We start from the raw sequence: 26,854 nt of genomic DNA, 5'->3' as shown, positions 1-26,854 counted from the left end.
CCCCTCTTAAAACCAAGTATAAAAACACTATAAATTCCTTTTATACTCTATATTTCTCTTATTTTTACCCCCTTCTTCTCTTAGGATAAATTAGGTAATTTTAAAGTCTATGAATTTTTTTCCATCTTTTTTCTCGCAAATTGTATGCTACGATGAATTTGTCAGTCAGACAGGCTGTCAAAAACAAATCGTGTGAAAACAAATTAAAACTTTATATAGGGGGACACACATCATGAAAAAGCGTGTTTTATTATCTGTAGCTGCTGCAACAGCTCTTACTTTAGGAGTATCTTCTCTAGATGCACAAGCTGCAACAGTACAACCATCTAACGTAAAGGTTCAAAATATTCAGCATTCAAAAGTAATGATGAAACAAATGAGCCAACAAGAATTACAAGCATTCTTACAATCTATGGGAGTTGAATCATTAGCACAATGGCAACAAGGAAACTTCCAACCAAACTGCTTCATTCCTGGTCAACAACCTACTGAAAATGTTGTAACTGAGCAACCAACAGCTAAGCCAGAAACTCAAAAGCCAGTTGAGCAAAAACCTGCCGAGCAAAAGCCTGCTGAAGAAGTTCAAAAACCAGAAGCTCAAAAGCCTGCTGAAAACAACAATACTCAAAAACCAGCTGAGCAAAAACCAGCTGAGCAAAAGCCTGCTGAAGAAGCAAAATCTTTAAGCGAGTTTGAACAACGTGTTGTTGAATTAACAAACGCTGAGCGTGCAAAACAAGGCTTACCAGCACTAAAAATCGATACTGAATTAAGCAAAGTAGCACGTATTAAGTCTGAAGATATGCAAAAAAACAACTACTTTGATCATAACAGCCCTACATACGGGTCTCCGTTTGACATGATGAAGAAATTTGGTATTTCTTATACATCTGCAGGTGAAAACATCGCTCAAGGTCAACGTACACCTGAAGAAGTAGTACAAGCTTGGATGAACAGCGCTGGACACCGTGCAAACATCTTAAATAACGGCTTCACTCACATCGGTGTTGGTTATGTAGAAAGCGGCAACTACTGGACACAACAATTTATTACGAAGTAAATAGATTAAAAGAGTCTTCTCATAATGAGAAGACTCTTTTTTAAGTTTCATAGCTTTCTATTATGTATGAATAGAAAATATATAACATAAACAACATAGATCCACAGCTTACTACACTAAGCAATACATAAAATCCCCACTCTAAGTTCAAAAACAATGAAAACAATATGCCACATGCCATCACTTGAAAAATCCGTCTACTCACTAAACAAATTTTTTGTAATTTAATTGGATCTTTTTCTTTTTCTTTGCCTTTTATTTTCTTAAATTCTTTACTCAGCATAAAAAGAAACATACTAATCCCAATCGTTAATCCTGTTTGAAAGGATATCAAATCCCCAAAATTAATAAAGAGGATAAGCGTATGAATAAACAACATAAATAACGTAATTTTCTTTATAAATCCGCCTATAATACCATGCTCTCTTTCATTAAACTTAAATATATTATGTGAAATAATATACAAAAATCCATATGAAAAAATAATAAAACAGGGAATAAATGCTACAACGACTTGTTTACTCATAAACTCGTTTGGCTGACCATTTACATTCCAATGTACTGCCATACGATTTGGTAAATAGGGATAGAGAAATAGAGTAAGTAAAAGACAAGCGAAAAATATTCCCAGTACATACTTATATTTAATCAAGTGATTCTCACCTCTCTTTTCTCTTAACGGCTTCGCTTCTTTTAGAGAAATCCCTGCAAAAATCTACTTTTTTCAAGTTAAAACTTATACTTTACGCATTTTCTTTTTGAAATTCTTTTATTTTATTATTTAACTTTGTAGGAAACGGCACATCAACTTCAATCGCTTCTTTCGTAATTGGATGCAAGAAATTTATCTTCATCGCATGCAATGCTTGACTGGACATATATTTTGTTTGTCCACCATATAATACATCCCCAACTAATGGATTACCATTATGACTCATATGAACACGAATTTGATGTGTTCTACCCGTTTCTAATTGTAACGTTACGAAAGTCGTGTTTTGCTTCTTAAAATACTTTTCTACTTTATAATATGTGATAGCTTGGTCACCTTTTGGAGAAATACGACGCCTTGTAGCATGATGGCGATCCCTTCCGATAGCAGCATCAATCTTTCCTTTTTTCTTCTTTACTTTCCCTTCAACGAGCGCTGCGTACGTTCTTTTAATTTTTCTTTCCATTAATAAGCGATCCATAATTGAACCAGCAATTCTATGCTTAGCAAACACGACACCACCTGTCGTATCTTTATCTAAACGATGAATATGACGCACCTTCGTCTCTAAACCTTGCATTTGAAAATGAAAAGCAACAAGATTTGCAAGCGTCCCGGTTCCACCTTTTTCAGCAGGGTGCGTGTCCATTTGCTCTGGTTTATTTACGATAAGTACGTGATCATCTTCGTATACTACATGTAATTCACCATATTCTGGATCTACACCGTACTCTTCCTCAGCAAACATATGGACTTGTAACTTATCGTTCTCTTTTAAAAGCTCATTCCATCTTCTTTGTTCCCCGTTAACCGTAACACCTTTTTCCATACGAAGCTGATGTAATAGCTTTTTCGGTATTTCCCATTCTACTTTTAATACCGATTCAATACTTATACCATTCCATTTAGCTGGAACGGTAATTTCACACCATTCACCCTTTTTGTTTGTTTCCATACTGTTTATCACCTTATTTCTATTGATTCTCTCATTGTAACGGAAAACACACTTTGATGCACCGTCAAAAATAGAGGACAGTCTTATAATAGACTGCCCCTCAAGCTCTAAGTCTTTTCATTTCTAACAATACTTCTTCAGCTTTTTGTTCATACGATAAATCTTTAAAGAAATCCGCCAACCTTTTATAATCATTGTAAGCATCTAATAAATCGTCCATCTTTTCTATTTTCATCACTTGTTGTTTTTGTTTCATTTTTACTGGATAGCGATAACCTGATACTTCTTGTATTTTGTAATACTCATCCTCTACTTGAACGACCTTTACAAGTTCTTCCTCTTCTGCATCCATCGTATACCCGTCAAATTCTCTAAGTAGTTCATAAATGATATGAGTCCATTCATCTTTTGGATAAAACCCTTTTTCTAACCGATAACCGACAATGCGATACATATGCCCATCGTTCTCGGCAAACTGTACTGTATCATTTAACTTAAACTTAAAATAACGAAACATTGCCTTCACCTACTTATTATGTAATGTTCTTATCACATACTATTTGCAAAATGTAGGCTTTGCTATTCATAAAAAATGCTCATCATATTGATGAGCATTTTTTATGATGCTTTTTCTCTTTTTTTTCGAAATGGTAACCACCAGTTCCAGTCTCCAAATAACTTCATTAAGCTTGGTACGAGCATAAGACGAATAATTGTTGCATCAAGAAATATTGCTAATGCAACGCCAAGACCCATCTGCTTTACTGGTAAAATATCAGTAAATGCGAATGCACCAGTTACAACAATCATTATTAAAGCAGCTGATGTAATAATTCTACTTGTTGAAACGAGCCCTTCTAACGTTGCTTGATCGTTATCTCCTGTTTCTTCATAGAGCTCATGAATACGTGAAATAAGAAATACTTCATAATCCATACTAAGCCCAAATACGAGGCCAAAAATGAAGATTGGTAAGACAAACAGAACCGGACTTGCTTCTAAACCGAAATGACCACCTTCAAATAACCAAACAACAATTCCAATGGTTGCACTTAAACTAAGTATATTCATAACAATTGCCTTAATTGGAATGAGTATAGATCGGAATGCAAATAATAATATAACAAAGGTCGATCCAAATATAACAGACATACCAATTACAACTTTATCTTTAATTTCATCTTCTAATTCTTGTTGAAACGTCGTCATTCCGCCTAGATAATACGTAACATCCGTTTCTTTATAGTTCTTTTTAAAGTCACGTACCCACTGTTTTGCAGTCTCTGTACGTGGTTTTGTTTTCAAAAAGATTTCTATCGTCGTCTTATTCCCTTGCGTGTATGCTTCAAATACAGGAGTTAGTTTCGCTGATTCTGGCGACTGCAACATTCCAACAACTTGATCTGCTTTCATTCCAGTTAACCCGTCGTATAAACTTCTTACTTCATGTACTTTCTTATCATCTTTTAACTTTTGAACGACTTCTTCTATCTTTTGTAGACTTTCTTTTTCTTTCATATCTTTTTTCGTCTCTACAACTAATGTAACATCAGCGTGTGTTTTGACAGTTTCATTAAATGCTTCTTCATACTTTTCATATGCAATCCTTGTATCACTCTTTTCAGGTAAAGCTTCAACACCAGGGAACTGCAAATTAGCTGTACGTAACGGTAATAAGCAAATAACAATAAATGTTGTAACAACAATAATCATTGCAATTGGATGTTTCATCACAAATTGTGCAAATTTACGCCATGCTTTTGCCGGCGTATGTGCTACTTGATTCTTTTTTAATATTCTTTTACCGATTAACGATAATAGTGCTGGAAGAAGTGTGAGTGAGAATAAAATACTCATAATGACAACAATCATTCCGCTAATCGCGACAGATTGAATATAATCTATCTTAAAGAAAAACAAACCGGATAACCCAACAAATACGCATAATCCTGAAAATACAATCGCACGTCCTGCCGTTTGATATGTAATTGCTATCGCTTCTTTTACCGTTCGTTTAGCAACTTCCTCTCGAAAACGGTTCACAAATAATAGCGCAAAATCAATAGATAATGCAAGTCCAATCATCGGTGCAACATTTAACACGAAAATAGATAGTTCTTTATCAACACCGATGAAATACAATATACCCATCGTACTAATAACACTAAGCGCCCCATTCAAAATCGGTAAAATTGATGCCAAAAGACTACCAAACGAAAATAGTAATACAAGAAACGCAATTGGTAATCCAATCATCTCTGCTACTTTTAAATCATTTTGCGTTCTTTCATTAATCTCTTTATTAATTTTCGGAAACCCTGTAGGTGTTACTTTTAATGCTATATTACTTTCTTTCTCAATCTCATCAGCAAATTGTAATGTCTTTTCCATTCGTTCCTTATTTGTTTTCCCGGAAAATAAAATTGTCGCATAGCCGATGTCATCTTGTAGCATTTCTTTATTTTGGATTGGGTGATGGAAAGATTCATAGTTCTCTTTCTCTTGAACATTCTTTACAATTTCATTTATTCGCTTTTTAAATTCCTCATGCGAAGCATCTTTATTTTTCTCAAAAACGAGCAGCAGCGTATCTTGAGACTTCTTAAAATCTTTATCTAAAATTTCTTTCGTTTTTTGATAGTCGCCTTCCGTTTGGAAACCGTCACCACCTAATACTCCCGGTAGCTTTGGAGCAAAAATCCCAAGTGCGATTGCGAGCAACAGTAACGCTACAATTACTGTATAACGAAACTGATACAAAAAGGCTCCTAACTTCCCCCACTTATCAACTTTATGTACATTTGTCTTCACACATTTTCACCTACTTTACATAATTCAATTGTCACTTATACTGTATCACATCTTGATATAAACAAAAAACGTCTGGAAAAACTATAATAATAGTTTTTCCAGACGTTTTTCTATCTCTCTTTATTAAGCCCTAATCTCTCAGTAAGTAAACGATGGTAGTAAATCGCGATAATTAACAAAATACCACCTACGCAGTAACCAGCTAAAATATCAGTTGGGTAATGTACATTTAAAATGACTCTACTTAATCCAATCGATAGAATTACTATACCCATCAAAATCGTTGTGACACATTTCCCAGCTACGCTTTTCAAATTAGCAGCAATGATATAAGTAAGAAATCCAAATGTCATAATCGATAACATTGCATGTCCACTAGGAAAACTATACCCAAGTGCATCTAGCGCTTCATTTAATGACGGACGTTCTCTCTTTACAATCTCTTTTATCCCTTTATTCACAAGATGTGTTATTAAAATTCCCATTGGATATACAATCATCGCAGCATAATAACGCTTCTTCCAAAAAACAAGCAAACTTATAACGAGCGTAGCGACTATCCCAATTGCTGATCCCAATTTTGTAAAGTACGAGAAAAATGTAAGAGAACTTTCCGTTTGTAGCCCTCTTACTAATCCACGGACATATGTATCCATCACTGTAACGCCACCTGCATGTACGCGCCAAGCAACAATACCAAATACAGCAAATAACAAACCGATACACATTACCTCATACTGATGTAACTTCTTCTTCAAACGATTTCCTCCTACTATGAAAAAATGCGATTTCTACTTTAGAAACCGCATTTCCTTGCTTATTTACCTTTTGTTTTTAGCTCTGTCCAGTAACGATCATAGTCTTTTAACTTATCGTCTACATCAACAAGCCATTCTGTACGATCTAACTCTTCTTTCGTTAAGAAAATCATGTGATTATCACGGTATTCTTTACTATGAAGAGGATGAGCTTTTTCATTTGGATTACTGTAACCAATTGACTCGTAGTTTTTCACACTTACTTTTTCATCTAGTAAGTAGTTCATAAATTTCTCAGCAAGCTCTTTATGTTTTGCACCTTTTGGAATTGCTAACGTATCAGCCCAAATTGTGCCGCCTTCTTTTGGTACAACATATTCTACATCTTTATTATCTTTTGCGATAAATGCTGCATCTCCAGACCAAACTGTTCCGATCCAAGCATCTTCTGTAATGAATTTTTGTTTAATGTTATCTGTATCAAATGCTAATAAGTTTGGAAGCAGCTTCTTTAAATCATCTGCTGCTGTCTTTAATTGTGCATCGTCTTTCGTACTGTTTGAGAACCCGTGCTTCTTAAGACCCACTCCTAATACTTCACGAGAATCGTTCAGTAACGTTACATGTCCTTTATATTTCTCATTCCATAAGTCCGCCCAGCTTGTAGGTGCTTCTTTCACATACTTTTTATTGTATGCAATCCCTGTTACACCCCAAGTGTACACTAAAGAATATTTATTCTCTGGATCAAACGCAGGTGTTTTAAAATTAGAAACCATATTTTCGATATTCGGGATATTCTTTTTATCTAACGGCGCTAATAAGTCCATTTTCGCCATTGTTTTAACCATGTAATCCGACGGCTGAATTAAGTCATACTTTGCGCCACCAGCTTGTAATTTCGCAAGCATTTCTTCATTACTTGCGTACTTGTCATAGTTAATTTTCACATTATACTTCTTTTCAAAATCTTTTAGCACTTGCTCATCAAAATTGTCAGCCCAACTATAAATATTTAATTCTTCTTTCTTTTCACCACAACCAGCAAGCACACCAGCAACAAGGCTAAAGCTAATTGCTGCGCCAGCTATTCTTTTCATTAATTTCATCGGTTTATTACCCCCTTGTACTTTCTATATCGTTCGTATTATAAAGGAAGGTGTCCTCCAGAGTTTTCTTCACCATCTGCACCTTTGTTCCGGAAGATTTCAGATAGAACCATTAATCCTACGATAGCAACAATTAAAATTGTAGAAAGAGCATTAATTTCTGGTGATACTCCGCGCTTAACCATACTGTAAATGTATAGTGGCAATGTTGTTGATCCTGGTCCTGATACGAAGAAACTAATTACAAAATCATCAATTGATAATGTGAATGTTAATAATGCTGCCGAAATAACTCCCGGTGCAATTGCTGGGAACGTTACATAACGAAACGTTTGCCAAGGTGTTGCTCCTAGATCATTTGCAGCTTCTTCTAAGTCACGTCCCATACTTGAAAGACGCGCAGCTAAAATAACAACAACAAACGAAATACTAAATGTAATATGTGCAATAATAATCGTTGTTTGTCCAAGTTCCATTCCTAACTGACTGAAAAGAATTAGTAAAGATAATCCCATTAAAATATCAGGAATTAAAATTGGTAAATATACAAGGCCATTAATAGCCCCTTCGAAACGATATTTATAACGATGTAAAGCAATTGCAAAGAATACACCAAGTACCGTTGTCACAATCGTTGTTATAACTGCAATCGTAATACTATTTACAAATGCATCAATAACATCTTGTTTTTGAAATAAATCTGTATACCAATGGAATGTAAAACCTTCCCACTCCGCATTAATGCGAGAGTCGTTGAAAGAATAGACCATTAAAACCATCATTGGAAAATACAAGAATAACAAAATTAACCAAGAATAAGAAACTAAAAACTTCTTCATCTTTGCCTATTCCCCTCCGTTCTCATTATATTTATATACTTTCGTTGCACGATAATATAAGTAAATTAACAGAACAGAGAATAGAACAACGATAATCGATAACGCAGATCCAAACGGCCAGTCACGTGCACCTAAGAATTGATTTTGAATAACGTTTCCGATTAATGCTACTTTCGATCCGCCCATCACGTCTGATACAACAAACATTCCGATAGAAGAAACGAATACTAAAATAGAACCAGTCGCAATTCCTGACATCGTCATCGGCACTGTTATATTCCAAAATGCCTTTATTGGTGTTGCTCCTAAATCATAAGCCGCTTCTAGCTTACGCTTATCCAGCTGCTCAATTGCTGCATACACTGGTAAAATCATAAATGGTAATAAAGAATAGACCATTCCGAGTATTACAGAAGGAGTATTATATAATAAATTTAACGGTTCACTAATAATGCCAAGCTTTAATAACAACGTATTCACAAGACCTTGTGAACGTAAAATAACAATCCATGCGTATGAACGAACAAGAAAGTTAATCCAAAACGGGATCGTTGCCAATAATAAAAGAATAGAGCGGTATTTGCGGTCAACAATTGTAATTGTATACGCAAACGGATAACCAATTAATAAACATATTACTGTTGTAATAACTGCGATCTTAACAGTTTCCCATAACGTTCCTAAGTACAATGGATCAAATACACGGGATATATTCTCCAGCGTAAATTGCATTTCTACTGTCCCGTAAGCTCCGCGCTGCATGAAGGCGAATCCTAATACGAATACGAGCGGGATTAGGAAGAAAATTAACAGCCACGCGACTGTAGGTAGTGCGAGTAATTTCCCTTTTTTCAATTTAAGGTCACCTCGTCCTCTTGCTCCCAGCCTACATATACATTATCTCCAATGCTCCACTGCGCTGCCTCTTCAGCAGTTTGATATGCCATTAGTAATTCTGATGTTTTCTCATCACGTACATAAAGCTTCTCCATATTTCCGACAAACTCAATATCTTCAATATGTCCAAGATGGTATTCTTTTAAAATTGGTTCTTCAACCGAACGTACTTTTACATTTTCAGGGCGAATTGCTACATAGCCTTCCCCGTTCTTCACAATATTATTTTCACCGATGAATGTCGCAACGAATAATGTTTTCGGCTTATTATAAATTTCTTTCGGCGTTCCGATTTGTTCGATATGTCCTTTATTCATAACGACAATACGATCGCTCATGCTCATTGCTTCTTCTTGATCGTGCGTTACGTATATGAACGTAATTCCTAAATTACGTTGTAAGTTTTTCAATTCACGTTGCAAGTCTTTTCGTAACTTAAAGTCAAGCGCTCCAAGTGGCTCATCTAATAGTAATACACGCGGATTATTTACAATCGCTCTTGCAATTGCAACACGCTGCTGTTGTCCACCAGAAAGCTTCGCAGGTTTACGATTACGGAACTCAAGTAACTGCGTTAAACGCATTGCCTCTTCAGCACGCTCTTTCTGCTCTGCTGCTGATACTTTCTGCATTTTCATACCAAAACAAATATTCTTCTCTACTGTCATATGTGGGAATAGTGCGTAATGTTGGAACACTAGGTTCATATGACGCTTATATGGTGGCAAATCGTTAATTCTTTCATCATCTAATAAAAGATTCCCTTTAGTTGGAGTTTCAAATCCTGCGATCATACGAAGTAAAGTCGTTTTCCCGCAGCCACTCGGCCCTAAAATTGTTAAAAACTCTCCCTCTTTAATATCTAAAGAAAGAGGTGGGATAATCACTTGATTTCCAAAATGTTTTTCAACTGCTTCAACTTTAATAATCTTTTTCATTTTCCCGTCCTATCTACCTTAAATTTTAAATTTTTATATTCATGAATAAATATTTATGTTCTATAGACTATTTTTTGTTTCGATCCAAACAAAAATGGTTATTTAACAAGCGTTCGTTTCTATTCTTTATGTAGTATGTTTGATTCATTTTCGCATGATACATAACGTCGAACAGAAAAACCCCTTCCATTGCGAAGGGGCTATTATCATACGGCTACGCCTACTGATAAACACCATCATCATTTTAACAACTTTCGTATGAATTTTAAAGCACTTTTTGTAGAAGAGTAACGAATTTTCATGTCGAATGCTGTAGATTGGGCTAAAATGCTTTTATAATGTGAAAAAGTCCGAAAACTTTCTTTCCCATGATAACCCCCTAATCCACTACTTCCAACACCCCCAAAAGGTAAATATGGCGTGGCAAGATGATAGACAACATCATTAATACAGCCTCCACCATATGAAATATTACTCGTCACTTTCTTTTGTACTTCTTTATCTTCAGAAAATACATATAACGCTAACGACTTCGGATGTTGCTGGATTGTGCCAATTACATCTTCTATGTTGTCGTACTCTATGATTGGTAAAATCGGACCAAAAATTTCATCTTCCATAACAGTATCTTTCCATGTAATATCCGCTAGTACTGTCGGTTCAATATGTAATGTATCTTTCTTATAGTTTCCACCAATTACGACTTGACCATCTTGTAAAAATCCACATAATCGTTCGAAATGGCGCTCACTTACAATACGCACATAATTTTCATTTTGCAAAGGTTCTTTACTATACTGCTCTATAATTTCATGTCGCAGTGCCTCAATTAGCTTTTCTTTCACGGAAGAATGCACATACATATAATCAGGCGCTACACACGTCTGCCCCGCATTTAAAAACTTACCCCAAACAATTCTTCTTGCTGTCATCTCTATCTTTGCATCTTTATGTACAATACAAGGACTTTTCCCGCCAAGTTCTAAAGTGAGCGGCGTCAACTGCTTCGCTGCTGCTTCCATTACAACTTTTCCAACGCCAACACTACCAGTAAAGAAAATATAATCAAACGGTTCCCTCAGCAAAGATGTACTCTCTTCAACGCCACCTTCTACTACCGCTACAAGCTCTTCTGGGAATAATTCATCTAACATTCTCTTAAGCACTTTTGAAACGCTTGGTGTTAACTCTGACGGCTTTAAAACGATTGTATTTCCAGCTGCCAGTGCTCCTACAAGTGGTGCAATTGCTAATTGAAAAGGATAGTTCCACGGTGCAATAATAAGCGTCACACCATACGGTTCTGGCACTACTTTTCCTTTTGATCCAAAATGAGTAAGTGCTGTTCGAACTCGTTTCGGTTTACTCCACGATGAAATATGTTTCAATTGAAAGGAAATTTCTTTTAATACATATCCAACTTCCGTTGTAAACGACTCGTGAACTGACTTATTTAAATCTAATTTCAATGCCTGAAATATTTCTTCTTCAAAATGCTGAATGCCTTCATAAAGCTTCTTCAAATTATTCTTTCGCATTTCGATGCTTCTCGTATGCCCTTTTAAAAAATATTCCTTTTGCCTACTTACAATAGAGGAAATACTCATTCACTCACCTTCTCCCACTATTTTTATCCAATTCTTTCATTATTTATATAGACTTCATATATAACAAATTTCTATTCTTAAGGTTACATTATATATGACTTTTTCAGCTATATAAAATTCATTGCTCACAAAAAAACTACCGAAAGAAAATCTCTCGGTAGTTTTACAGTATTAACGATATAAACGAACAGCACCTGCAGAATTATCATCAGCTTGTCCTACTACTTCAAACTTCAGACCAAGCTTCGGTAAAATACGTCCTGCATCTGGAATCTGTTGATTAATATACGTTTTAGAATCATCAAACTTCGGTACACCTGCTAAACCATCATACGTATACGTTCCACGCGTTGGAGATACGACTTTCCAAGCTGGCGTTTTATCAAATGAGAACGCCGCATCTGCGATTTGGAATCGTGTACTACTTTCCACTGTCGGTTTACCATTTAAAGTTCCTACAATTGCTTCTGGATGAGAATCAACTACACCTAGGAAACCGTGCCCTGGATGTACACCAACCCAGTTATCTGTATAAGCTGAATCTGCATACCATACGACCATACCAGCGTTATATACTGGACCACGTGCAAATTTTAACGCGTTATCTGAACCAGCATAGTTTCTCCACTCAACATAGTAGTTATGGCTTTTCTTCTCTGTTCCGTTAGAAACAGCAAAACCATCTAATTTGAATTGTGGCGTACCTTCTGCGTCATCAGAGAATACTACTTTATCATCTACTGTTAATGAAGCATTATCAAGTAAGAAACCATTTAATGCTAAACCACCATCAGTAATGTAATCAAATGTTAATTTTACTTTCTTACCTTTGAACTGGCTTAAATCATATGATTTGTCAATCCATTTTCCATTTGTCGAATCTGCATTTCCACTATTTGCTTTCTCACCAAGTCTTTCAATTAACGTTTGTTGACCATCTTCCGTTACAGCGTGTACTTCAAGGAAATCATACTCTGCTTCAATTTCATATAATGATTTGAAGTCAAATTTTGCAGTCGTTGCATTTGTTAAATCGAACAGTGGTGTTTCCATCTTCGTATGAAGATCATCACCTTTTGTGCTGTAGTAATACTGTTTTCCGAATGCCGGTTCAATTGTTTTTATATCTTTGTCTGGTAAGTTAACACGAATCATACCTGGACGGTTAGATTTCGTAACACTTTGGTCTAAATATGTTGCTAGGCCGATACCTTTATTTAATTTCTCGTAATCTACTTCTACGATATTTGCCCAGTTACCACCGATTGTTTTTTGGAAAAACTCTTTATTTTGTGGTGATAAGCTCGTTGGTGTTGTACCTGCAATTTTACCAGCCCAGCTTCCGCCACTCATGATAGACCAAGCTTGAATTGGCTCACCAGCACCGCTATATTGTGTATCATACTCATCTGGTAAACCTAAATCATGACCATATTCATGCGCGAATACACCAACTGCTCCATCTTCTGGTTCAATTGTGTAGTCGAACGCTGCCATCTTTCCACCCCAATATGGAACTTTCGCTTGTGTACCTTCAATTGCGAATGGTTTTGGTCCAACTGTCCAGCGATGTGACCAAATTGCATCATCACCTAATTTACCCCCACCTGCTTCTTGTCCAACACCTGCATGAATAATCATTAAGTGATCAATTAAACCATCCGGTTGATTTTTATTTCCATCACCATTTACATCATATTGATCAAATTGATCAAACTCTGATAGATCAAGACCGCTATCTACAGCTGCTTTTAATGCATCTTTTACTAAATCACGTGGGCCTTTTGGTCCTTTATTATCATGACCGCCGCTAGCAGCATCTGCACCGTAATCAGCAGCTTTACCAGGAACTGTTAACCATTTTGTAACTGTTCCGTCCACTGTGTAACTACCACCAGATTGCTCTTCGTAATATTGTTTAAACGTTTCAATTTTACTTCCATCATCTAATGTAAACGGCTCGTTGCCGAATAACATTTTTTCATAATGTTCTTTATTAAAATCGTTAGAATACATATATCCAGGCTCTTTGTCGATATTATTATGTTTAAAGTCAGCGTACTCTACAAGTAAAACGAGTACTTTATCTTTACGAACTTCACCGTTATAGTCTTTTTGTTTCGCTGGAGAAGTTGGTACTTTACCATTTAGACCGCCTTTAACTGGGCCTGTCGCTGCAGGTGTTCCTGTTGCAGGGTTATCTAATTTTTCTTTCGTGTCTGCTTTCGCATCTTTCACTTTCTTTAAAAAATCAGATGCTTCTTTCGTAAGTTGATCCCCATTCGGTACTTCTTTCCCAGGATTTTCACCCTTTTTGTTCTCTACATACTTTTCGACAGCTTTCTTTGTTTCTTTCTCTGAAGCTGACGAATCAATTACCCCACGTTTTTTTAGCGCATCTGCTAAACGTTCTTCCGGAATTAAGTGATCATCAACTGGGCTCGTAGCCGTTTTATTCGCAGGCGTTTCAGCATATGCAGATTGAGTGCCAGCCCCGAATGAAAGGCCTAATACAGCTGTTAAAGCGATTGATGACAAAACTTTGAACGGTTTCTTGTTCATCCCTTATTTCCTCCCCTAATAAATAATATGTATTACAAATTGAATTTTATTAAAAATTCAATATTTTTTCAATATTTAGTCATATTATGTAATATTTTTAATATATTTGTAAAAATTTCATAGTTAGCATACGAATATATCACAATTCAACAATGTTTTCTGAAAATATTGAAAGTTTTTATCGAACAATTTATAATTTCCATAGAGGGAGTTTAATGGGGATTTTATCTTTGTTTCATCTACACAATATTTGATAATTCACTATATAAAACACAAAATCCAATTGCATTATCATGTATTCTGTAGCAGCAATTATGACCGATAATTAGGGAGGAATTACATTTGTACAAAGATAAGACAGACGCACTGGATCAAGAATGGATTGATTTAATACTTGAAGCTCTAGATGCTGGTATCGCCATGCAAGACATCGAGCAATTTTTCCAACGTATGAAGCCATCCAGTCAGGCTCAATAGGTTTGTTCTTTTTAACGAAGTTTATGTTATAATAATGACATCATAAGACAACTACATATTGATAGAAAGGTGCGCAAATATGATTGGAGAACGTATAAAACGCCTTCGTTTACAAAAAGGGATTTCATTAACTGAACTTGCCGAAAAAGCTGGCGTTGCTAAATCTTACATTAGTTCTATAGAACGAAATTTACAAAAAAACCCTTCCATTCAGTTTCTTGAAAAGATCGCAGCAGTTCTACAAATTCCAGTTGATACTTTACTTCATGATGAAACAACAAAGGAAACTAACCTAGACTCCGAATGGACACAACTCGTTAAAGATGCAATGAACTCTGGTGTCTCCAAAGAACAATTTCGTGAATTTCTTGAATTTACAAAGTGGAAGCAAAATAATAAATAGAAAGAAGTGCTTACAAGTAGCACTTCTTTTTCTTTATAAAAAAAGCGGGGGATACCCGCTTTTTTATTATTTTTCTTCCCCAGCTTCTTGGTTAGCATTGAATGTCCATTCTAAATTCAATGTATCACCTTGGAAGATATTTTGATCTTTTCCATTATCTACAAATTCAAATTGTACCCATAGATAATCCTCTGTACCAGCTGCTAATCCACCCTTTTCTCCCCACTCAGGAGCAAAGATGTCTTTAGCTAAAAGATCTGGATCAACTTTTTGTAAGTCTGCTAAAGTTGTTTCGTATACAGGCTCACTTTGTTTATCCCAGTTCCAAAGGAATTTTACTTTAACGTGCTTACCAAAGTCTTCACCAGCATTATCACCTTTTGCATCTTTAACAGTATACTTTGTTGCTAATTTAACATCTTTAATAGTTAACGAACCGCTGTTTTGTAATAAGAACTCTTTCTTAACAGAATCCCCTGGTTTTAAATCTTTAATATCTACAAGCGTCTTAGGGTTTAATGTAAGGTCTAACGTCCCAGCTGCAAATGTATTGTTTGATACTTCTTTATCGCTAAAGAATGCAAATGTTCCTCCACCAATTAAAGCTAACCCCAATGCTGCTGATGCAACTCCCATACCTAATTTCTTTTTCAGACTCACAATCAATTCCCCCTAGCTTTTTTTTATATTTTTATCACTTATTTTTCAATAAGAGATGTAAAGAAAACTATATTAGCTTAGCTAATATGTGTTCTTTTTTAAAAACCTTATGTTCATTATAACGAACAACCCTATATAAACACAACACATATTTATTAATATTTTCAGTTATTTTTATTTCTCAATATTATTTAGACTTTTCAGAAAAAATGATGATAATTTATAACTTTTTTCACACTCAAATCATTTAATACTATAAGAAAAAAGAAAAACAAAGAGGTGAGGGCTAACGTTCCCTCACACTCGTATAAATATTACTAGTCTTGCTTATTCGTTCACACTCTCTTACACCACATTCTTGTTTTCTAGCTGTTTCACTAAAGCAGTTCCTCCGCTTTCTTCTGCTCTTCTAGCTTTTTCTGTTCTTCCGCTTTCTTTTGCTCTTCTACTTTTTTCTGTTCTTCTACTTTCTTCTGTTCTTCTACTTTCTTCTGTTCTTCGGCTTTCTTCTGTTCTTCTACTTTCTTTTGTTCTTCGGCTTTCTTTTGTTCTTCTACTTTCTTCTGTTCCTCTGCTTTCTTTTGTCCTTCCGCTTCAATTGCAACGTTTAATTGTTGCTGAAGAGCCTGAATTTGCTCATCAATAGCTTTCAAGCTAATTTCTTTCTCAATATAGTCACGCTTCTCTTTGATACTGCGAAAGCCTTCATTTACATATATGGACACTTGCTGCATCGACTCATCTTTATTTACCTTTAATTCTTCTTGTATTTGATTGTAAGGAGCTTCTATTTCAGTATATACATTTTGCAGAGCTTCCTTCTCAGCAACAATTTTCTCACGCCCTTGTTGCCATACAGAAATCGCCTGTTTTATTTCTTCGATAGAAGTTGCTTTCGATTTCCCCTTCATCGTTCCATACTCACGCTCAATAAACTGTTTATGTTTCTCAGATTGCTCTTTTAACGTATTAACTGTTTTCGGAAATATAATTGCTGTAGAAAGCGTCGCTTCTACTTTCGTTTCATGAATGAACGCCGCTTCTGTATGCGTCATAATTTGAGATCCTAAATAAAACGTAATAGAACACATACACGGTAATATAAGCATCTTTTTAAAATTACGCGGTCTTTTCAGCATCTTAATCTCTCCCATCGAACATTACGTTCTTTATACAGAACATTATCTATATTATAGTAAAGAACTATTAAAATTGATAGACAAATACTAGAAAAATAGAAAAAGGGCTATCCATGTGATAGCCCTTTTTATTATTATCTTTCTTCACCTGCTGTTTGTTGTGCATCAAACGTCCAATTTAATTGTAACTTATCGCCTTGGAATTGATTTTGATCTTTTCCATTATCAACGAACTCAAATTTCACTTTGAATTTATCAGATTTACCTGCTGAAATACCTTTTTCATCCCAGAACCAAGCCGATAAATCATTATCTACAGCTGTAAGTGTGTCACCTTTTAATTTATCTAAAGTAGTTTGTTTCACAATTGTCTCATGCTTATCTACATTTTTTAAGAATGTTACTTTAATATGTTTACCAAAATCATCTTTATTATCTTTCTTTACATCTTCTACATTATAATCTGTTTTCAGTAGAACCTTTTTAATATCTAAAGAGCCTTTATTTTCTAGTTTAAATTCTTTTTCAATTGTATCCCCAGGCTTTAAATTCGATACGTTAACAACTGTTGATGGATTTAATGCTAAATCCAGTGTTCCAGCCGCAAATGTATTGTTTGACACTTCTTTATCACTGAAAAATGCAAATGTTCCTCCACCAACTAAAGCTGCTCCTAATACTGCTGATGTAATACCCATTCCTAATTTTTTCTTTAAAGTCATGTCCATATCCCCTTAATATATATTTGTTAACTTCCTAAACGGAAAGTATAACCAAACGAACTAGACGGATTGTTCTACTTTTTTATCTTTCTTTTCTCCGTCAATGCTACGAATAGCACCAAAAATAGAAATAGCGGAATAACCAAGCAAAAAGACTCCTGGAATAATAAGAAGTAATGCTGCTCCTGCTTTCGAATTCGCATAATTCAGTAAATAACCAACATATGGAACTGTAATATCTGCATACTTTCCAACTACATTTTCTGCAAGTACTGGCTCTAAATCTGGTCCGTTGTTGTTATCCCCTTTTGTTTCATACATTACTTTTCCATTTGTATCTTTCACACCGATAATACGGTGAGTGATAATTTTTTGATCTTTCTCTTTAAAGGTAATAACATCACCTTTTTGATATTTAGAACCATCTTTGTTTGGTTCTATTGCAATGATTGATCCTGTTAAAAACGTCGGCTCCATTGATCCTGAAAGAACGCTCTTAAATTGATATCCCATCACTGTCGGATCACCACCGCTTGCTTTTGAAGAAATAACTACAAAAGCTAAAAAAACCATCAATGCAAATAAAACAAATGAGATCGCGTTGCTAATTATCTTCCATATTAATTTCATCGTCTCTCTCCCTCTCCGTTGTTTTATATTATTTGAAGTATGCAATATCCATTGTGTTCTTTAACAAGAACACAAGTAAATGATATAACGAACTTTAAGTTATTGCAATAAGAAAATTTACAATTATTAGTTATTTAAGATATATAAAAAAGACTGTGCCAAAATTTTACACAGTCTTTTTATTAGTAATTTATTTACCTTCTGATTTCATTCCTTTTGTATTTCGGCGCAACACTACATATAAAATTGCTCCAAATAATACAATCGCACCTATCCCAACACTTATTACTTTCATATTTGAGTCTTTTACTTCAGGCATAGTTGTATCTTTTTTAGGCATCGCAAAAGTGACATCTTCTGTTGAAAGAACATTTACCGTCGCAATTGTTTGATTATTTTTCGTAATATCAACTGCACCAACTACCTCACCACGATGTATTCCTTTATGATATAAAGATTCTTTATCTAATGAAGCCGCCCGGAAAATAGTTTTCACATTTTTCCCTTCATCTTTCTTAAGCATAAGCTCTGCACTTTGTTCTAACTCAGAATTAACATCTTTATTTAAATATGTTGTTTTTTGATGCCAATTATGTTTATCAAGCACCATTTGCTTCGTAAATTGACCGAAAGAATATTCCGCCATCTGCTTCAAATCTTCATAAATTTCAGGTCTTTGAGAAGCCATTACTACGCTTATAATACGATTTCCATCTTTCTCATTTAATAAAACAAGTGTATTACGCGCTTCATTCGTAAACCCTGTTTTACCGCCAATGCTATATGGATTTTCAAAAAAATTAGATTTATTAAAAATAGACACCGTCTGCCTAGACGTCGTAACTGTCGTTCTTTTCGTATTCATCGCTTGTAAAATTTCAGGATACTTTTGCACACCCTTCGTAATCATAGCCATATCATACGGCGTCGTATAATGGTTCGGATCATGTAATCCATTCGGTGTTACAAAGTGGCTATCTTTCGCCCCTAATTGCTTCGCTTTCTCATTCATCATATTAGCGAAATTCTCAACACTCCCGCCAATCCGCTCCGCAATCGCATACGACACATCATTCGCACTCAGCACCATTAAAATCATAAGCGCAGTATTTCTATTAATTGTCTCTCCAGGTTGAAACTCAATTTGATAATTACTCTTCTCTTGATCTAATGCTAATTGTGAAAATGTAAATTGATCCTCTGGCTTTGTATGCTCCATGAGTAAAATCGCTGTTAACACCTTCGTCGTACTAGCAGGATATGCTCGGTGATATGCGTTTTTATCATACAAAACATCTCCTGTTTTCGCATCAATTGTCGTTGCAAACTGACTAAAAACATTCGGTCCTTCCGCAGGTGGTGGTGCAACTTGTTCTGGATTTACTCCAATATTCGTCTCAGCACGCAATGTTATGGGCGTCAAAAAAAACGAACAAATAACTGTAATAAAAACCAAAATTCCCTTAAAATTTACCATATGACTCTCCCTTTTCCATTTACTCCTTAACAAAATAATAAATCTACCAATCATATGTAATTTGTATTATATTGGAAGAAATTTCACTATTTTTTACTATATCATACTTTTACGATAAAGAACATAAATATACAATAAAAATAAGAAGGAATTACTCTTTCTTATCCTTCTCATCAATCAACGAATCTATTAACTTTTGACTAGCTTCCTCGGGCGTAATCTCATCTGTTATTCCCATAAACGACCAACCTTTAGAATCAACCCACTCAACAAACTCTTGTAAAAATTCATCATGTGTAACATCCACATCAAGAATCGATCCATTAATCGAAATCGTTCTATTTTTAGACACGCGCATCTTGAACGTTTTTCTTACCATTACAACTTTTCTCCCTCTACTTCTGAATATTTATAAAGTGAAACTTTCATCAACCCTCACGAATCGGACTCTTACGGGCATTCCGACCCCAACCTAACTTCTTTACTTTTGCTGAATTTCGAGGTAAGGGATCTTACTGCCCGCAAATAGCGAGATAAAATAATCATGTATCTCTGTTATACATGATTTTCAGTAAATTGTAAAAAGGATATATTGGCCAATTTAAATAGCAAAAATGAAAATCTCTTACCTACGTAAACGTAATACGACATACAATCGCTCATAAATTATTAAATAAATCCATAAAAATATACACTTTAAAACATAATTGAGTAAGCCATTATAGTCTTTTGGAAGATATTATCTAAAATAGTATACTAAACGGATAAAGGATATTTGAATAAAGAAACTGAGGCCCTCTATTTAGCTGGATTCTTAAGTTGTAGACTTAGAGACTGATGCCGGAATTCATATTTAATTTCTATTTCTGTACATCATATCGTAAGAAAGAAGGTAGTACTGTGAAAACAACAGAAAATTTTACTGACAGGGCCGATATATATGCAAAATATCGCCCTAGTTATCCTAATGAATATATTGATTACTTGCTTTCAGCTAACCAACTGAAAGGGAATCGGATTGTGGCTGATATTGGTTCAGGTACGGGGATATTTAGCCACCAGCTGCTTGAAAGTGGTTTACATGTTATTGGAGTTGAGCCAAATGATGATATGAGAAAGATGGCTGAGCAATCGTTAAAACTATATTCTCGTTTTCAATCCATAAAAGCAACTGCTGAAAATACCACTTTAAAAGAAAATAGTGTAGATTTAGTAACGGTTGCCCAAGCATTTCATTGGTTTGATAAAGAGGCTTTCAAAATCGAATGCCAACGAATTTTAAAACAAAAAGCAAATGTTGCACTTGTTTGGAATAGTAGAGATTTAACTAGTCCACTTATTAAAGAGAATGCAGAAATTTGCCAGAAAACCTGTCCAAACTTTAAAGGCTTTAGCGGTGGAATAGATGAAACTCCAGAAGTATTTAACAACTTTTTTAAAGATGGAAAGTATGATTTTAAAGAATATCAAAATGATTTACTTTTTGATTATGAAGGGTTTTTGGGAAGGAATTTATCAGCATCTTATGCTCCGAAAGAAAATGACGAACAGTATAAAAATTTTATTTTTCTCCTATCAGAGCTATTCGAAAAATACAGTAAAGATGGAAAAATTATTCTCCCGAATTTAACACGAAGCTATCTAGGCAATGTATAAACAGCCTGATACACAGAGACTTTGAACGGAATTAAAACAAGCCTAACCCCTTCCTGAATGTAGAAAGAGGTTAGGCTTGTTTTGCATTTTACCACATCAAATTCAAATGACTTTCGTACAATAAAGTAGAATATATTAGAAAACACCTTAAACTGAGGAGGAACTCAATGGCGCATTGTACGTATTGTAAAACGAAATGGAAAGTAAAAGATGTATGGTCAATACTCGTGACATTTGAAAAAGATTGTCCGTATTGTTTTGGGAGGCAATATCTATCAAAGAAAACAGTGAACGCTATGCCAGAACTTATAAGCTTACCTTTACACTTCTTGTTCCCTTTTCTTGTTGATTTGAGTGATGAAGGTCCTTTGGATTGGTATCGGAAATAATATAACCTCTACATCCAAAGACTACTTTCTACTAAATTCGCTTCTCATCATTATCCCTTCATACATTACTCTCATAATCGCTTATACTTTCCCTTTTAAAGATCCCATAGCTCAACAGGAAGAGCGTCCCCTGAACAAATTTTATCAATTATGACTAAAAAATCAGTGATATATGTATACTGTTAAACATAAAAAATTAGCATTGGGTTCCAATTAAATATTAATTGAAACCCAACACTACTTGTATTCTGTAATTCAGAATACAAGTAGTGTTTTTATTATGCATTTTTGCATACAGTATTGTTTTCTCTTGTAAATAGATAATAATGGTATATAATAAAATCAACGTTTTACCAATAAAAGGTAATAAAGAGTAGTGGGATAAGCAAATAACCAAAACGTATTAACAGATTTGCTCTATGTAAATCATGATACATATATGGAATCAAAACTATGAAATTATATGTAGAGGTTAGATTACTACAAGATGAAAGATTCATAGCGAATACACTCGAGGAAAAAAGCGTTCGATTAGATTAATGTTATAAAACTACTTAATGTGATATCTATGGAACGAATTGAGAATATACTTAGGGGGAATTTCAAGTGAAAACATTTAGTAAAGTATTATTAACAGGAGCTTTAGCTTTAGGCGGTTTAACGGTTATGAACATTGAAACACCAAAAGCACATGCTGACGAATGGGATGGTTGTCATTACATTTGTGGTCCTGGTGAAACGGTGAACGGTGTTACAGTTCAGGTACACTCTACACAAGTTACTTTTGGTAACAGCGTAATTGCAAGAATTACAAATGACCGAGCTGAAGAAATTCATTACAATGTCAGCCTTGAAAAGAAATATGGCGATAGATGGGGAGAATTTGAAACCAACTTCCGTTGGCAAAATCAATGGGTCCCAGCTGGAAGCAATGATGAAATTGCAACTTTCACAGGATATGGCGATGATATTTATGAGGATGGAACATATCGTTATAAAGTCGAAATAAAAGGCGCTGACGGTTCTATTGATACAATTTACACAGCAGGAATGACAGTTACAGGACGATAGCTTATGAACAAGCTCCATTATTTATGATTGTATTTTTGAAAATATCATTGATAATTGCGTTGATATTATTATTAAAATAAGCTCTTCGGGGCTTATTTTTTTATACAAAAATTAGAATATAAATATTCGGAAAATTACATCTTTACACCATTAAAGTTCGTTGCTATTATAGGAATACATCAAATGTTACAATACTCAACAAATTGTACAAATCCTCCGATTACACGAATGAAATGAAAATACATTGCTGATGGTAACATTTATAGTTGGGATCCCGTAGCTCAGCAGGGAGAGCGCTACCTTGACAGGGTGGAGGTCGTGAGTTCGAGCCTCTCCGGGGTCATATAAAAAAGAGACACCATATCAACCTTCTACGTGATATAGTGTCTCTTTTTTATCTCATTCAATTACTTCCCACCAAACATCTTCTCCAAAGACTTTGCATTGGCAAACAATACTTCTTTCAAGTTATCGTCAGCAACGATTTTATAGTCGCCATCTTTGTCTTTCTTTAAGTTCAATGTAACTTCGCGAGTTGCCATTGCTGCATCTTTATCCGTTAAGTTTTTGATGATAGTTGAGGTCATTGTTTTTTCGATCGCTTTTTCAGATTGTTCTTTGTCTTCGCTAAATGCGCTAGCGAAGGCCATTGGCATAACTTCTCCCACTGCTTTTGTTACAGCAACGGATAGATCAGCAGATGTAATTTTCACTTTCACTTCTGCTTTGTCATCCTTTTTCGATACTTCTTCTAGCTTTTCAAATTTAAAGTTCTTTGTAATTGCACTTATCATTGCTTTTGCCTCAGCATCATCTGTTTTTTCATTTAGTTTATTAAATTCCTTGTCACTCTCAACAAATGTACGAGCTTTTTCTATATCACCTTTTTGTATCGCTGTTAAAAATTCTTCTGTAGTATCTTTCGGATTTGCACACCCTGCTAAAACACCTGCTGTTAATCCTACTACCATCATTAATAGCAATAATTTCTTTATCTTTTGCACGCTCATTCTCCTCTTATCTTTTCTAGTAAGTCAGCATCATACAATATTATGAAACTGACATTACAAACATTTTTTAGTATAGCATTTATATGATTCGTTTTCTATTAATTCCCAAAAGATAAAGGGCCTTGCAGCATTCCTACAAGGCCCTCTTCTATCAATCTGTATCCGTAGCACAAATGAACCACATTTTCTGTTCCCTACTATCTAACACCATCCAAGTAACATCCCACGCAACATCGTAAAACCAATCTGTCCAAGGGCGATAGCTTTCGAACACTTTAATATCTTCGTATCGATCTTGGAACATATATTGACATACATTGACTGCTAATTGTTTTGCGATAACTGGTCGTTCCTTAAACCCTTCATATGCTCCGCCCCACAAAATTTGCGCAGCAATGCTACCATCAAGCATAACTGCCAGCTGCTCTTTAAAACGAAACTTATATTTGTCTGATGTATGTATTTTTAACTCTTCTAAGTTATTGATTATGTCTAAAGAGTTGAAGATTCTTCTAAAGAAGTGCTCATGTCCATCTTTCGAATGTGGTATTTCTTTAAAAAAATTTTCGTTATGCACTTTAAAACAGCTTATTATTGTTCCACCAATTAAGTTTTGTTCCTTAAACGTGTTTATAAGTTGCTCAACAGATGAGTCATTCGTGTCTATTTTTTCAAACGTTCCCTCTTTCCATCTCATAACGCCCACTACTCTCTATTAAAAATTTGTTTCTTCATTATAAATAGCAAAATAAAAACCAGCAACTTTAAGGTTGCTGGCTTAGCTCTTATTCATATTCGAAAAAACAATAACAACTGCTCCAAACAAATAATGCCCTACTACCATCCACATACTCCAATCAAAAATCATAAACGATAACCAAAGCGATATATTAATAGCAGTAAATAATAAATATAAAATGAAATCTCTCTTTTGCATTGCTCCTCTATTCATCAAAATGTAAACGGCACCGATAGGAGGAAAAGACAAATATTTTTCTTAACGACCACGAATACTAAATTATTGTCTACAAAAGATTCTCCTTTTCATCACAATACCTGCTTCGACATCGGCCTCACTACCCTATATTCATCACTATAAGCTTCCTTTATGATTAAAGGCGGATATTCACTTTTTTCTTTCTCAATCATTGTGAATACTTCTGTTTTCTCTTGTAATGTATTAGATTCTCTATTTTTAGTAGGTTTTTTACTTGTTTTAATCTCCCTTGTTACTTCGCCAAGTTTTCGCCCAACTTCTTCTACTTTGGCAGGTTCATTCGTAACATAATATTCTTGTTCGTCCCATACTAATATAGGTGGCACTTGTTCTCTTTTGTTACATATTATATAAGTAGTACTAGCTACAAGTAGTAGACAAGTTAATAAATAGAAGATAGTTTTTTTATTCATATACTACACTCCTTATCTATCATTTCATTGGATTATATAATATAAGTTATTTATAGTAAATGGATTTAATGGTATTTTTTAGGTTGAATAATATAAAAAAACCTTACCGAAGTAAGGTTCCGTTTTTACATTCTATAGTGACTGACTTATTAAAACAATCATTACAATAATCGCTATAAGCATAACAACTAAACAGGCGATTAATTTATAAAATCCTCGTTTCGTTAACGTCCCGCCTTGAACGTCTTTACGAATAAATAAGAATACGGCTAAAAATAATACAAGCCCAATGCCAAAAGCATACATCATTTGCATATGTTAATCTTCCTTTCTCTCTTCCATCTTAATATCTTTTTGATAAAACAACAAATGAGATAAAAACTGTACTCATTGTAAGTGCCATAAGTATATTTAATAATTCAGTAGCAGATAGTGTAAGTATTTTTAAGTTTAAGCCGATAGAGAAAAGAAGATAATATGCCGTTAACGCAAAAAAGGTTACAAACATTCCTTTATAACGAATAAGTTTCATTCGCTCATCTTTTTCTTTAAATTGCGGGTGCAAGTAGCTTAGACAGAAACTCATAATCATCATCCCAAGCAATGGATACGTTATGGCTGGCGGTGCAGAATGCGTCATTATACCTGTTAATATCATAAATCCACTCATAAATAGAAAAATAATCCCCATAATTACAAAGTACTTTTGTGAATAATTCATCCCTATTCCCCCTCTTCTTTTCCTTCATAAATAAATACATGTTCTATCGTTGTCTGAAATGTTTTCGCTATTTCAAATGCTAGCGGAAGTGATGGATCGTATTTCCCTTTTTCAATTGAGATAATGGTTTGTCTGGAAACTCCAAGTTTCTCAGCCAACTTTTCTTGAGATAATCCAAATTTTTTTCGGTATTCGACCATTTTATTTTCCAAGGAAATTTCTCCCTCCTTCCATATACCGAGTATATATGTAAAGGAAACTTTACGTCAAGTTCCCTTTACATATATTTTGATTATTATTCACGCTATTTATATAGAAGAAACTTTTTTCAATTTCAGCACGTCTATTTTGAAGCGAAACACGGAACACTGTAAATAACTGTTACTATATCTCCTCACTTCTTTTTTTAAAATTTAATATCTCCATATTTGTTTTATCCTTTTAAAATATTTCATTTATTTCTTTATTTCACGAAATACGTTATTTGTTTTACGGTGTTTTTCGTCATATTTATAGAAACTAACTGTTTATGGAGCATTTTTTATGTTTAGCAACTTTTTTTGTAGAAATCCTTCACTTTCCTTTCAATATTTAACACTATCTAAATAAAGTTTACGATAAATTCATAATTTTTTATTTTTTATACTATATTCCGTTATATTGTTGTATAATATCTATGAAAGCGCTTATTATTTCAATATACATAATTCAAACCGATTTTATCGAAACATTCTAACTATTATACCTATATTTAAATGCAACAATTATAGCTATTAGTATAGGCATACCAAATATATCCACCCCATTTTTCTGTAAAATTACTTTATAACATGAAAGATTA

At 34.5% G+C, this 26,854-nt stretch carries 30 protein-coding genes and 1 tRNA gene; 7 read left to right on the top strand and 24 right to left on the bottom strand.

All coding sequences use genetic code 11. The features are described from left to right. The first annotated feature begins 232 nt into the window (after positions 1-232). Positions 233-1,060, top strand: a complete 828-nt coding sequence (locus NST90_RS06505) for a CAP domain-containing protein (protein ID WP_000747596.1) — start codon at positions 233-235, stop codon at positions 1,058-1,060. Positions 1,061-1,100: 40 nt separating this feature from the next. On the opposite strand, the gene NST90_RS06500 is transcribed toward NST90_RS06505, so the two are convergent. The 11 genes from NST90_RS06500 to inhA1 all read right to left on the bottom strand — a co-directional run bounded on the left by NST90_RS06500 (position 1,101) and on the right by inhA1 (position 14,248). Then, on the bottom strand, positions 1,101-1,712 hold the full coding sequence (locus NST90_RS06500; RefSeq protein WP_000599003.1) for a DUF1648 domain-containing protein: 612 nt from the start codon (positions 1,710-1,712) through the stop codon (positions 1,101-1,103). Between the two features lie 91 nt (positions 1,713-1,803). Further along, complete coding sequence (locus tag NST90_RS06495) at positions 1,804-2,727, bottom strand: RluA family pseudouridine synthase (protein WP_088867695.1); 924 nt, start codon at positions 2,725-2,727, stop codon at positions 1,804-1,806. A gap of 100 nt (positions 2,728-2,827) precedes the next feature. After that, positions 2,828-3,244, bottom strand: a complete 417-nt coding sequence (locus NST90_RS06490; protein ID WP_000490301.1) for a hypothetical protein — start codon at positions 3,242-3,244, stop codon at positions 2,828-2,830. 101 nt (positions 3,245-3,345) lie between these two features. After that, a complete protein-coding gene (locus NST90_RS06485) occupies positions 3,346-5,538 on the bottom strand; it encodes an MMPL family transporter (protein ID WP_000856409.1) in 2,193 nt (730 codons plus the stop codon). A gap of 110 nt (positions 5,539-5,648) precedes the next feature. Continuing rightward, complete coding sequence (locus tag NST90_RS06480) at positions 5,649-6,296, bottom strand: phosphatase PAP2 family protein (protein WP_000727792.1); 648 nt, start codon at positions 6,294-6,296, stop codon at positions 5,649-5,651. Positions 6,297-6,355: 59 nt separating this feature from the next. Continuing rightward, entirely contained in the window at positions 6,356-7,405 is a 1,050-nt protein-coding gene (potD, locus tag NST90_RS06475) for a spermidine/putrescine ABC transporter substrate-binding protein PotD (RefSeq protein WP_000772485.1), read from the bottom strand. 38 nt (positions 7,406-7,443) lie between these two features. Continuing rightward, positions 7,444-8,244: a spermidine/putrescine ABC transporter permease PotC gene (gene potC / locus NST90_RS06470; protein ID WP_000714192.1), complete on the bottom strand. Its 801-nt coding sequence runs from the start codon at positions 8,242-8,244 to the stop codon at positions 7,444-7,446. A gap of 6 nt (positions 8,245-8,250) precedes the next feature. Further along, entirely contained in the window at positions 8,251-9,099 is an 849-nt protein-coding gene (potB, locus tag NST90_RS06465) for a spermidine/putrescine ABC transporter permease PotB (protein WP_000715500.1), read from the bottom strand. Then, on the bottom strand, positions 9,096-10,079 hold the full coding sequence (potA, locus tag NST90_RS06460; protein ID WP_000720333.1) for a spermidine/putrescine ABC transporter ATP-binding protein PotA: 984 nt from the start codon (positions 10,077-10,079) through the stop codon (positions 9,096-9,098). The genes potB and potA overlap by 4 nt, the downstream gene beginning before the upstream one ends. A gap of 239 nt (positions 10,080-10,318) precedes the next feature. After that, positions 10,319-11,686, bottom strand: a complete 1,368-nt coding sequence (locus tag NST90_RS06455) for an aldehyde dehydrogenase (protein ID WP_283748224.1) — start codon at positions 11,684-11,686, stop codon at positions 10,319-10,321. A gap of 171 nt (positions 11,687-11,857) precedes the next feature. After that, positions 11,858-14,248: a M6 family metalloprotease immune inhibitor InhA1 gene (gene inhA1 / locus NST90_RS06450; protein WP_001035937.1), complete on the bottom strand. Its 2,391-nt coding sequence runs from the start codon at positions 14,246-14,248 to the stop codon at positions 11,858-11,860. 342 nt (positions 14,249-14,590) lie between these two features. Here inhA1 and NST90_RS06445 point away from each other — a divergent pair, with 342 nt between their 5' ends. Both NST90_RS06445 and NST90_RS06440 read left to right on the top strand, forming a co-directional pair. Continuing rightward, on the top strand, positions 14,591-14,725 hold the full coding sequence (locus NST90_RS06445) for an anti-repressor SinI family protein (RefSeq protein WP_000276219.1): 135 nt from the start codon (positions 14,591-14,593) through the stop codon (positions 14,723-14,725). Positions 14,726-14,804: 79 nt separating this feature from the next. Beyond that, positions 14,805-15,128 carry a helix-turn-helix domain-containing protein gene (locus tag NST90_RS06440; RefSeq protein WP_000578884.1) on the top strand — a complete coding sequence of 108 codons (324 nt, stop codon included), beginning with the start codon at positions 14,805-14,807 and terminating at the stop codon, positions 15,126-15,128. Between the two features lie 66 nt (positions 15,129-15,194). Here NST90_RS06440 and calY read toward each other — a convergent pair whose 3' ends face one another. From calY to NST90_RS06410, 6 genes are all read right to left on the bottom strand, one after another. After that, a complete protein-coding gene (calY, locus tag NST90_RS06435; RefSeq protein WP_000053714.1) occupies positions 15,195-15,788 on the bottom strand; it encodes a biofilm matrix protein CalY in 594 nt (197 codons plus the stop codon). A gap of 377 nt (positions 15,789-16,165) precedes the next feature. After that, positions 16,166-16,942: a DUF4047 domain-containing protein gene (locus NST90_RS06430; protein WP_080466832.1), complete on the bottom strand. Its 777-nt coding sequence runs from the start codon at positions 16,940-16,942 to the stop codon at positions 16,166-16,168. Between the two features lie 119 nt (positions 16,943-17,061). Then, entirely contained in the window at positions 17,062-17,649 is a 588-nt protein-coding gene (locus tag NST90_RS06425) for a CalY family protein (RefSeq protein ID WP_000172852.1), read from the bottom strand. 60 nt (positions 17,650-17,709) lie between these two features. Further along, the gene (locus NST90_RS06420) at positions 17,710-18,279 is read right to left on the bottom strand and encodes a signal peptidase I (RefSeq protein WP_000767792.1); all 570 of its coding nucleotides are present in this window, start codon (positions 18,277-18,279) and stop codon (positions 17,710-17,712) included. 190 nt (positions 18,280-18,469) lie between these two features. Beyond that, positions 18,470-19,756, bottom strand: coding sequence for a D-alanyl-D-alanine carboxypeptidase family protein (locus NST90_RS06415; RefSeq protein WP_071732549.1), 1,287 nt, complete (start codon positions 19,754-19,756; stop codon positions 18,470-18,472). A 151-nt stretch (positions 19,757-19,907) separates the two neighbouring features. After that, entirely contained in the window at positions 19,908-20,135 is a 228-nt protein-coding gene (locus NST90_RS06410) for a hypothetical protein (protein ID WP_000251856.1), read from the bottom strand. Positions 20,136-20,656: 521 nt separating this feature from the next. Between NST90_RS06410 and NST90_RS06405 the strand changes: the two genes are divergently transcribed. The 4 genes from NST90_RS06405 to NST90_RS06390 all read left to right on the top strand — a co-directional run bounded on the left by NST90_RS06405 (position 20,657) and on the right by NST90_RS06390 (position 23,215). Further along, positions 20,657-21,412 (top strand): class I SAM-dependent methyltransferase, encoded by a 756-nt coding sequence (locus NST90_RS06405; RefSeq protein WP_000858661.1) that lies wholly within the window; start codon positions 20,657-20,659, stop codon positions 21,410-21,412. A gap of 167 nt (positions 21,413-21,579) precedes the next feature. Continuing rightward, on the top strand, positions 21,580-21,801 hold the full coding sequence (locus tag NST90_RS06400; RefSeq protein WP_000929654.1) for a hypothetical protein: 222 nt from the start codon (positions 21,580-21,582) through the stop codon (positions 21,799-21,801). 606 nt (positions 21,802-22,407) lie between these two features. Further along, positions 22,408-22,872, top strand: a complete 465-nt coding sequence (locus tag NST90_RS06395; RefSeq protein ID WP_000847516.1) for a hypothetical protein — start codon at positions 22,408-22,410, stop codon at positions 22,870-22,872. Positions 22,873-23,142: 270 nt separating this feature from the next. Next, a tRNA-Val gene (locus tag NST90_RS06390) sits at positions 23,143-23,215 on the top strand. Positions 23,216-23,279: 64 nt separating this feature from the next. On the opposite strand, the gene NST90_RS06385 is transcribed toward NST90_RS06390, so the two are convergent. The 7 genes from NST90_RS06385 to NST90_RS06355 form a co-directional block, all read right to left on the bottom strand. Beyond that, complete coding sequence (locus tag NST90_RS06385; RefSeq protein WP_046392475.1) at positions 23,280-23,876, bottom strand: hypothetical protein; 597 nt, start codon at positions 23,874-23,876, stop codon at positions 23,280-23,282. Between the two features lie 157 nt (positions 23,877-24,033). After that, a complete protein-coding gene (locus NST90_RS06380; protein WP_001267333.1) occupies positions 24,034-24,579 on the bottom strand; it encodes a hypothetical protein in 546 nt (181 codons plus the stop codon). Between the two features lie 81 nt (positions 24,580-24,660). Beyond that, positions 24,661-24,819 carry a hypothetical protein gene (locus tag NST90_RS06375; RefSeq protein ID WP_001171895.1) on the bottom strand — a complete coding sequence of 53 codons (159 nt, stop codon included), beginning with the start codon at positions 24,817-24,819 and terminating at the stop codon, positions 24,661-24,663. 110 nt (positions 24,820-24,929) lie between these two features. Continuing rightward, positions 24,930-25,292 (bottom strand): hypothetical protein, encoded by a 363-nt coding sequence (locus NST90_RS06370; protein ID WP_046392474.1) that lies wholly within the window; start codon positions 25,290-25,292, stop codon positions 24,930-24,932. A gap of 132 nt (positions 25,293-25,424) precedes the next feature. Continuing rightward, positions 25,425-25,607 (bottom strand): DUF3976 domain-containing protein, encoded by a 183-nt coding sequence (locus NST90_RS06365; protein WP_001178291.1) that lies wholly within the window; start codon positions 25,605-25,607, stop codon positions 25,425-25,427. Positions 25,608-25,635: 28 nt separating this feature from the next. Next, positions 25,636-26,013: a hypothetical protein gene (locus NST90_RS06360; protein ID WP_001109902.1), complete on the bottom strand. Its 378-nt coding sequence runs from the start codon at positions 26,011-26,013 to the stop codon at positions 25,636-25,638. A 2-nt stretch (positions 26,014-26,015) separates the two neighbouring features. Then, positions 26,016-26,225 (bottom strand): helix-turn-helix transcriptional regulator, encoded by a 210-nt coding sequence (locus tag NST90_RS06355; RefSeq protein ID WP_000428506.1) that lies wholly within the window; start codon positions 26,223-26,225, stop codon positions 26,016-26,018. Positions 26,226-26,854 lie beyond the last annotated feature (629 nt).

Source organism: Bacillus sp. FSL E2-8900, from assembly GCF_037966225.1.
GTDB classification, from domain to species: domain Bacteria; phylum Bacillota; class Bacilli; order Bacillales; family Bacillaceae_G; genus Bacillus_A; species Bacillus_A cereus.
The sequence above is the reverse complement of the archived record's forward strand: the minus strand, read 5'-3'. Positions and strand labels throughout refer to the sequence as shown.

Bases quoted from the DNA above. Each gene is read 5' to 3' on its own strand.
- NST90_RS06505 (WP_000747596.1), top strand. From the start codon at position 233: ATGAAAAAGCGTGTTTTATTATCTGTAGCTGCTGCAACAGCTCTTACT.
- NST90_RS06495 (WP_088867695.1), bottom strand. From the start codon at position 2,727: ATGGAAACAAACAAAAAGGGTGAATGGTGTGAAATTACCGTTCCAGCT.
- NST90_RS06490 (WP_000490301.1), bottom strand. From the start codon at position 3,244: ATGTTTCGTTATTTTAAGTTTAAGTTAAATGATACAGTACAGTTTGCC.
- potD (WP_000772485.1), bottom strand. From the start codon at position 7,405: ATGAAATTAATGAAAAGAATAGCTGGCGCAGCAATTAGCTTTAGCCTT.
- potC (WP_000714192.1), bottom strand. From the start codon at position 8,244: ATGAAGAAGTTTTTAGTTTCTTATTCTTGGTTAATTTTGTTATTCTTG.
- potA (WP_000720333.1), bottom strand. From the start codon at position 10,079: ATGAAAAAGATTATTAAAGTTGAAGCAGTTGAAAAACATTTTGGAAAT.
- NST90_RS06455 (WP_283748224.1), bottom strand. From the start codon at position 11,686: ATGAGTATTTCCTCTATTGTAAGTAGGCAAAAGGAATATTTTTTAAAA.
- inhA1 (WP_001035937.1), bottom strand. From the start codon at position 14,248: ATGAACAAGAAACCGTTCAAAGTTTTGTCATCAATCGCTTTAACAGCT.
- NST90_RS06440 (WP_000578884.1), top strand. From the start codon at position 14,805: ATGATTGGAGAACGTATAAAACGCCTTCGTTTACAAAAAGGGATTTCA.
- NST90_RS06430 (WP_080466832.1), bottom strand. From the start codon at position 16,942: ATGGGAGAGATTAAGATGCTGAAAAGACCGCGTAATTTTAAAAAGATG.
- NST90_RS06425 (WP_000172852.1), bottom strand. From the start codon at position 17,649: ATGACTTTAAAGAAAAAATTAGGAATGGGTATTACATCAGCAGTATTA.
- NST90_RS06420 (WP_000767792.1), bottom strand. From the start codon at position 18,279: ATGAAATTAATATGGAAGATAATTAGCAACGCGATCTCATTTGTTTTA.
- NST90_RS06415 (WP_071732549.1), bottom strand. From the start codon at position 19,756: ATGGTAAATTTTAAGGGAATTTTGGTTTTTATTACAGTTATTTGTTCG.
- NST90_RS06410 (WP_000251856.1), bottom strand. From the start codon at position 20,135: ATGGTAAGAAAAACGTTCAAGATGCGCGTGTCTAAAAATAGAACGATT.
- NST90_RS06400 (WP_000929654.1), top strand. From the start codon at position 21,580: ATGGCGCATTGTACGTATTGTAAAACGAAATGGAAAGTAAAAGATGTA.
- NST90_RS06380 (WP_001267333.1), bottom strand. From the start codon at position 24,579: ATGAGATGGAAAGAGGGAACGTTTGAAAAAATAGACACGAATGACTCA.
- NST90_RS06375 (WP_001171895.1), bottom strand. From the start codon at position 24,819: ATGCAAAAGAGAGATTTCATTTTATATTTATTATTTACTGCTATTAAT.
- NST90_RS06370 (WP_046392474.1), bottom strand. From the start codon at position 25,292: ATGAATAAAAAAACTATCTTCTATTTATTAACTTGTCTACTACTTGTA.
- NST90_RS06365 (WP_001178291.1), bottom strand. From the start codon at position 25,607: ATGCAAATGATGTATGCTTTTGGCATTGGGCTTGTATTATTTTTAGCC.
- NST90_RS06360 (WP_001109902.1), bottom strand. From the start codon at position 26,013: ATGAATTATTCACAAAAGTACTTTGTAATTATGGGGATTATTTTTCTA.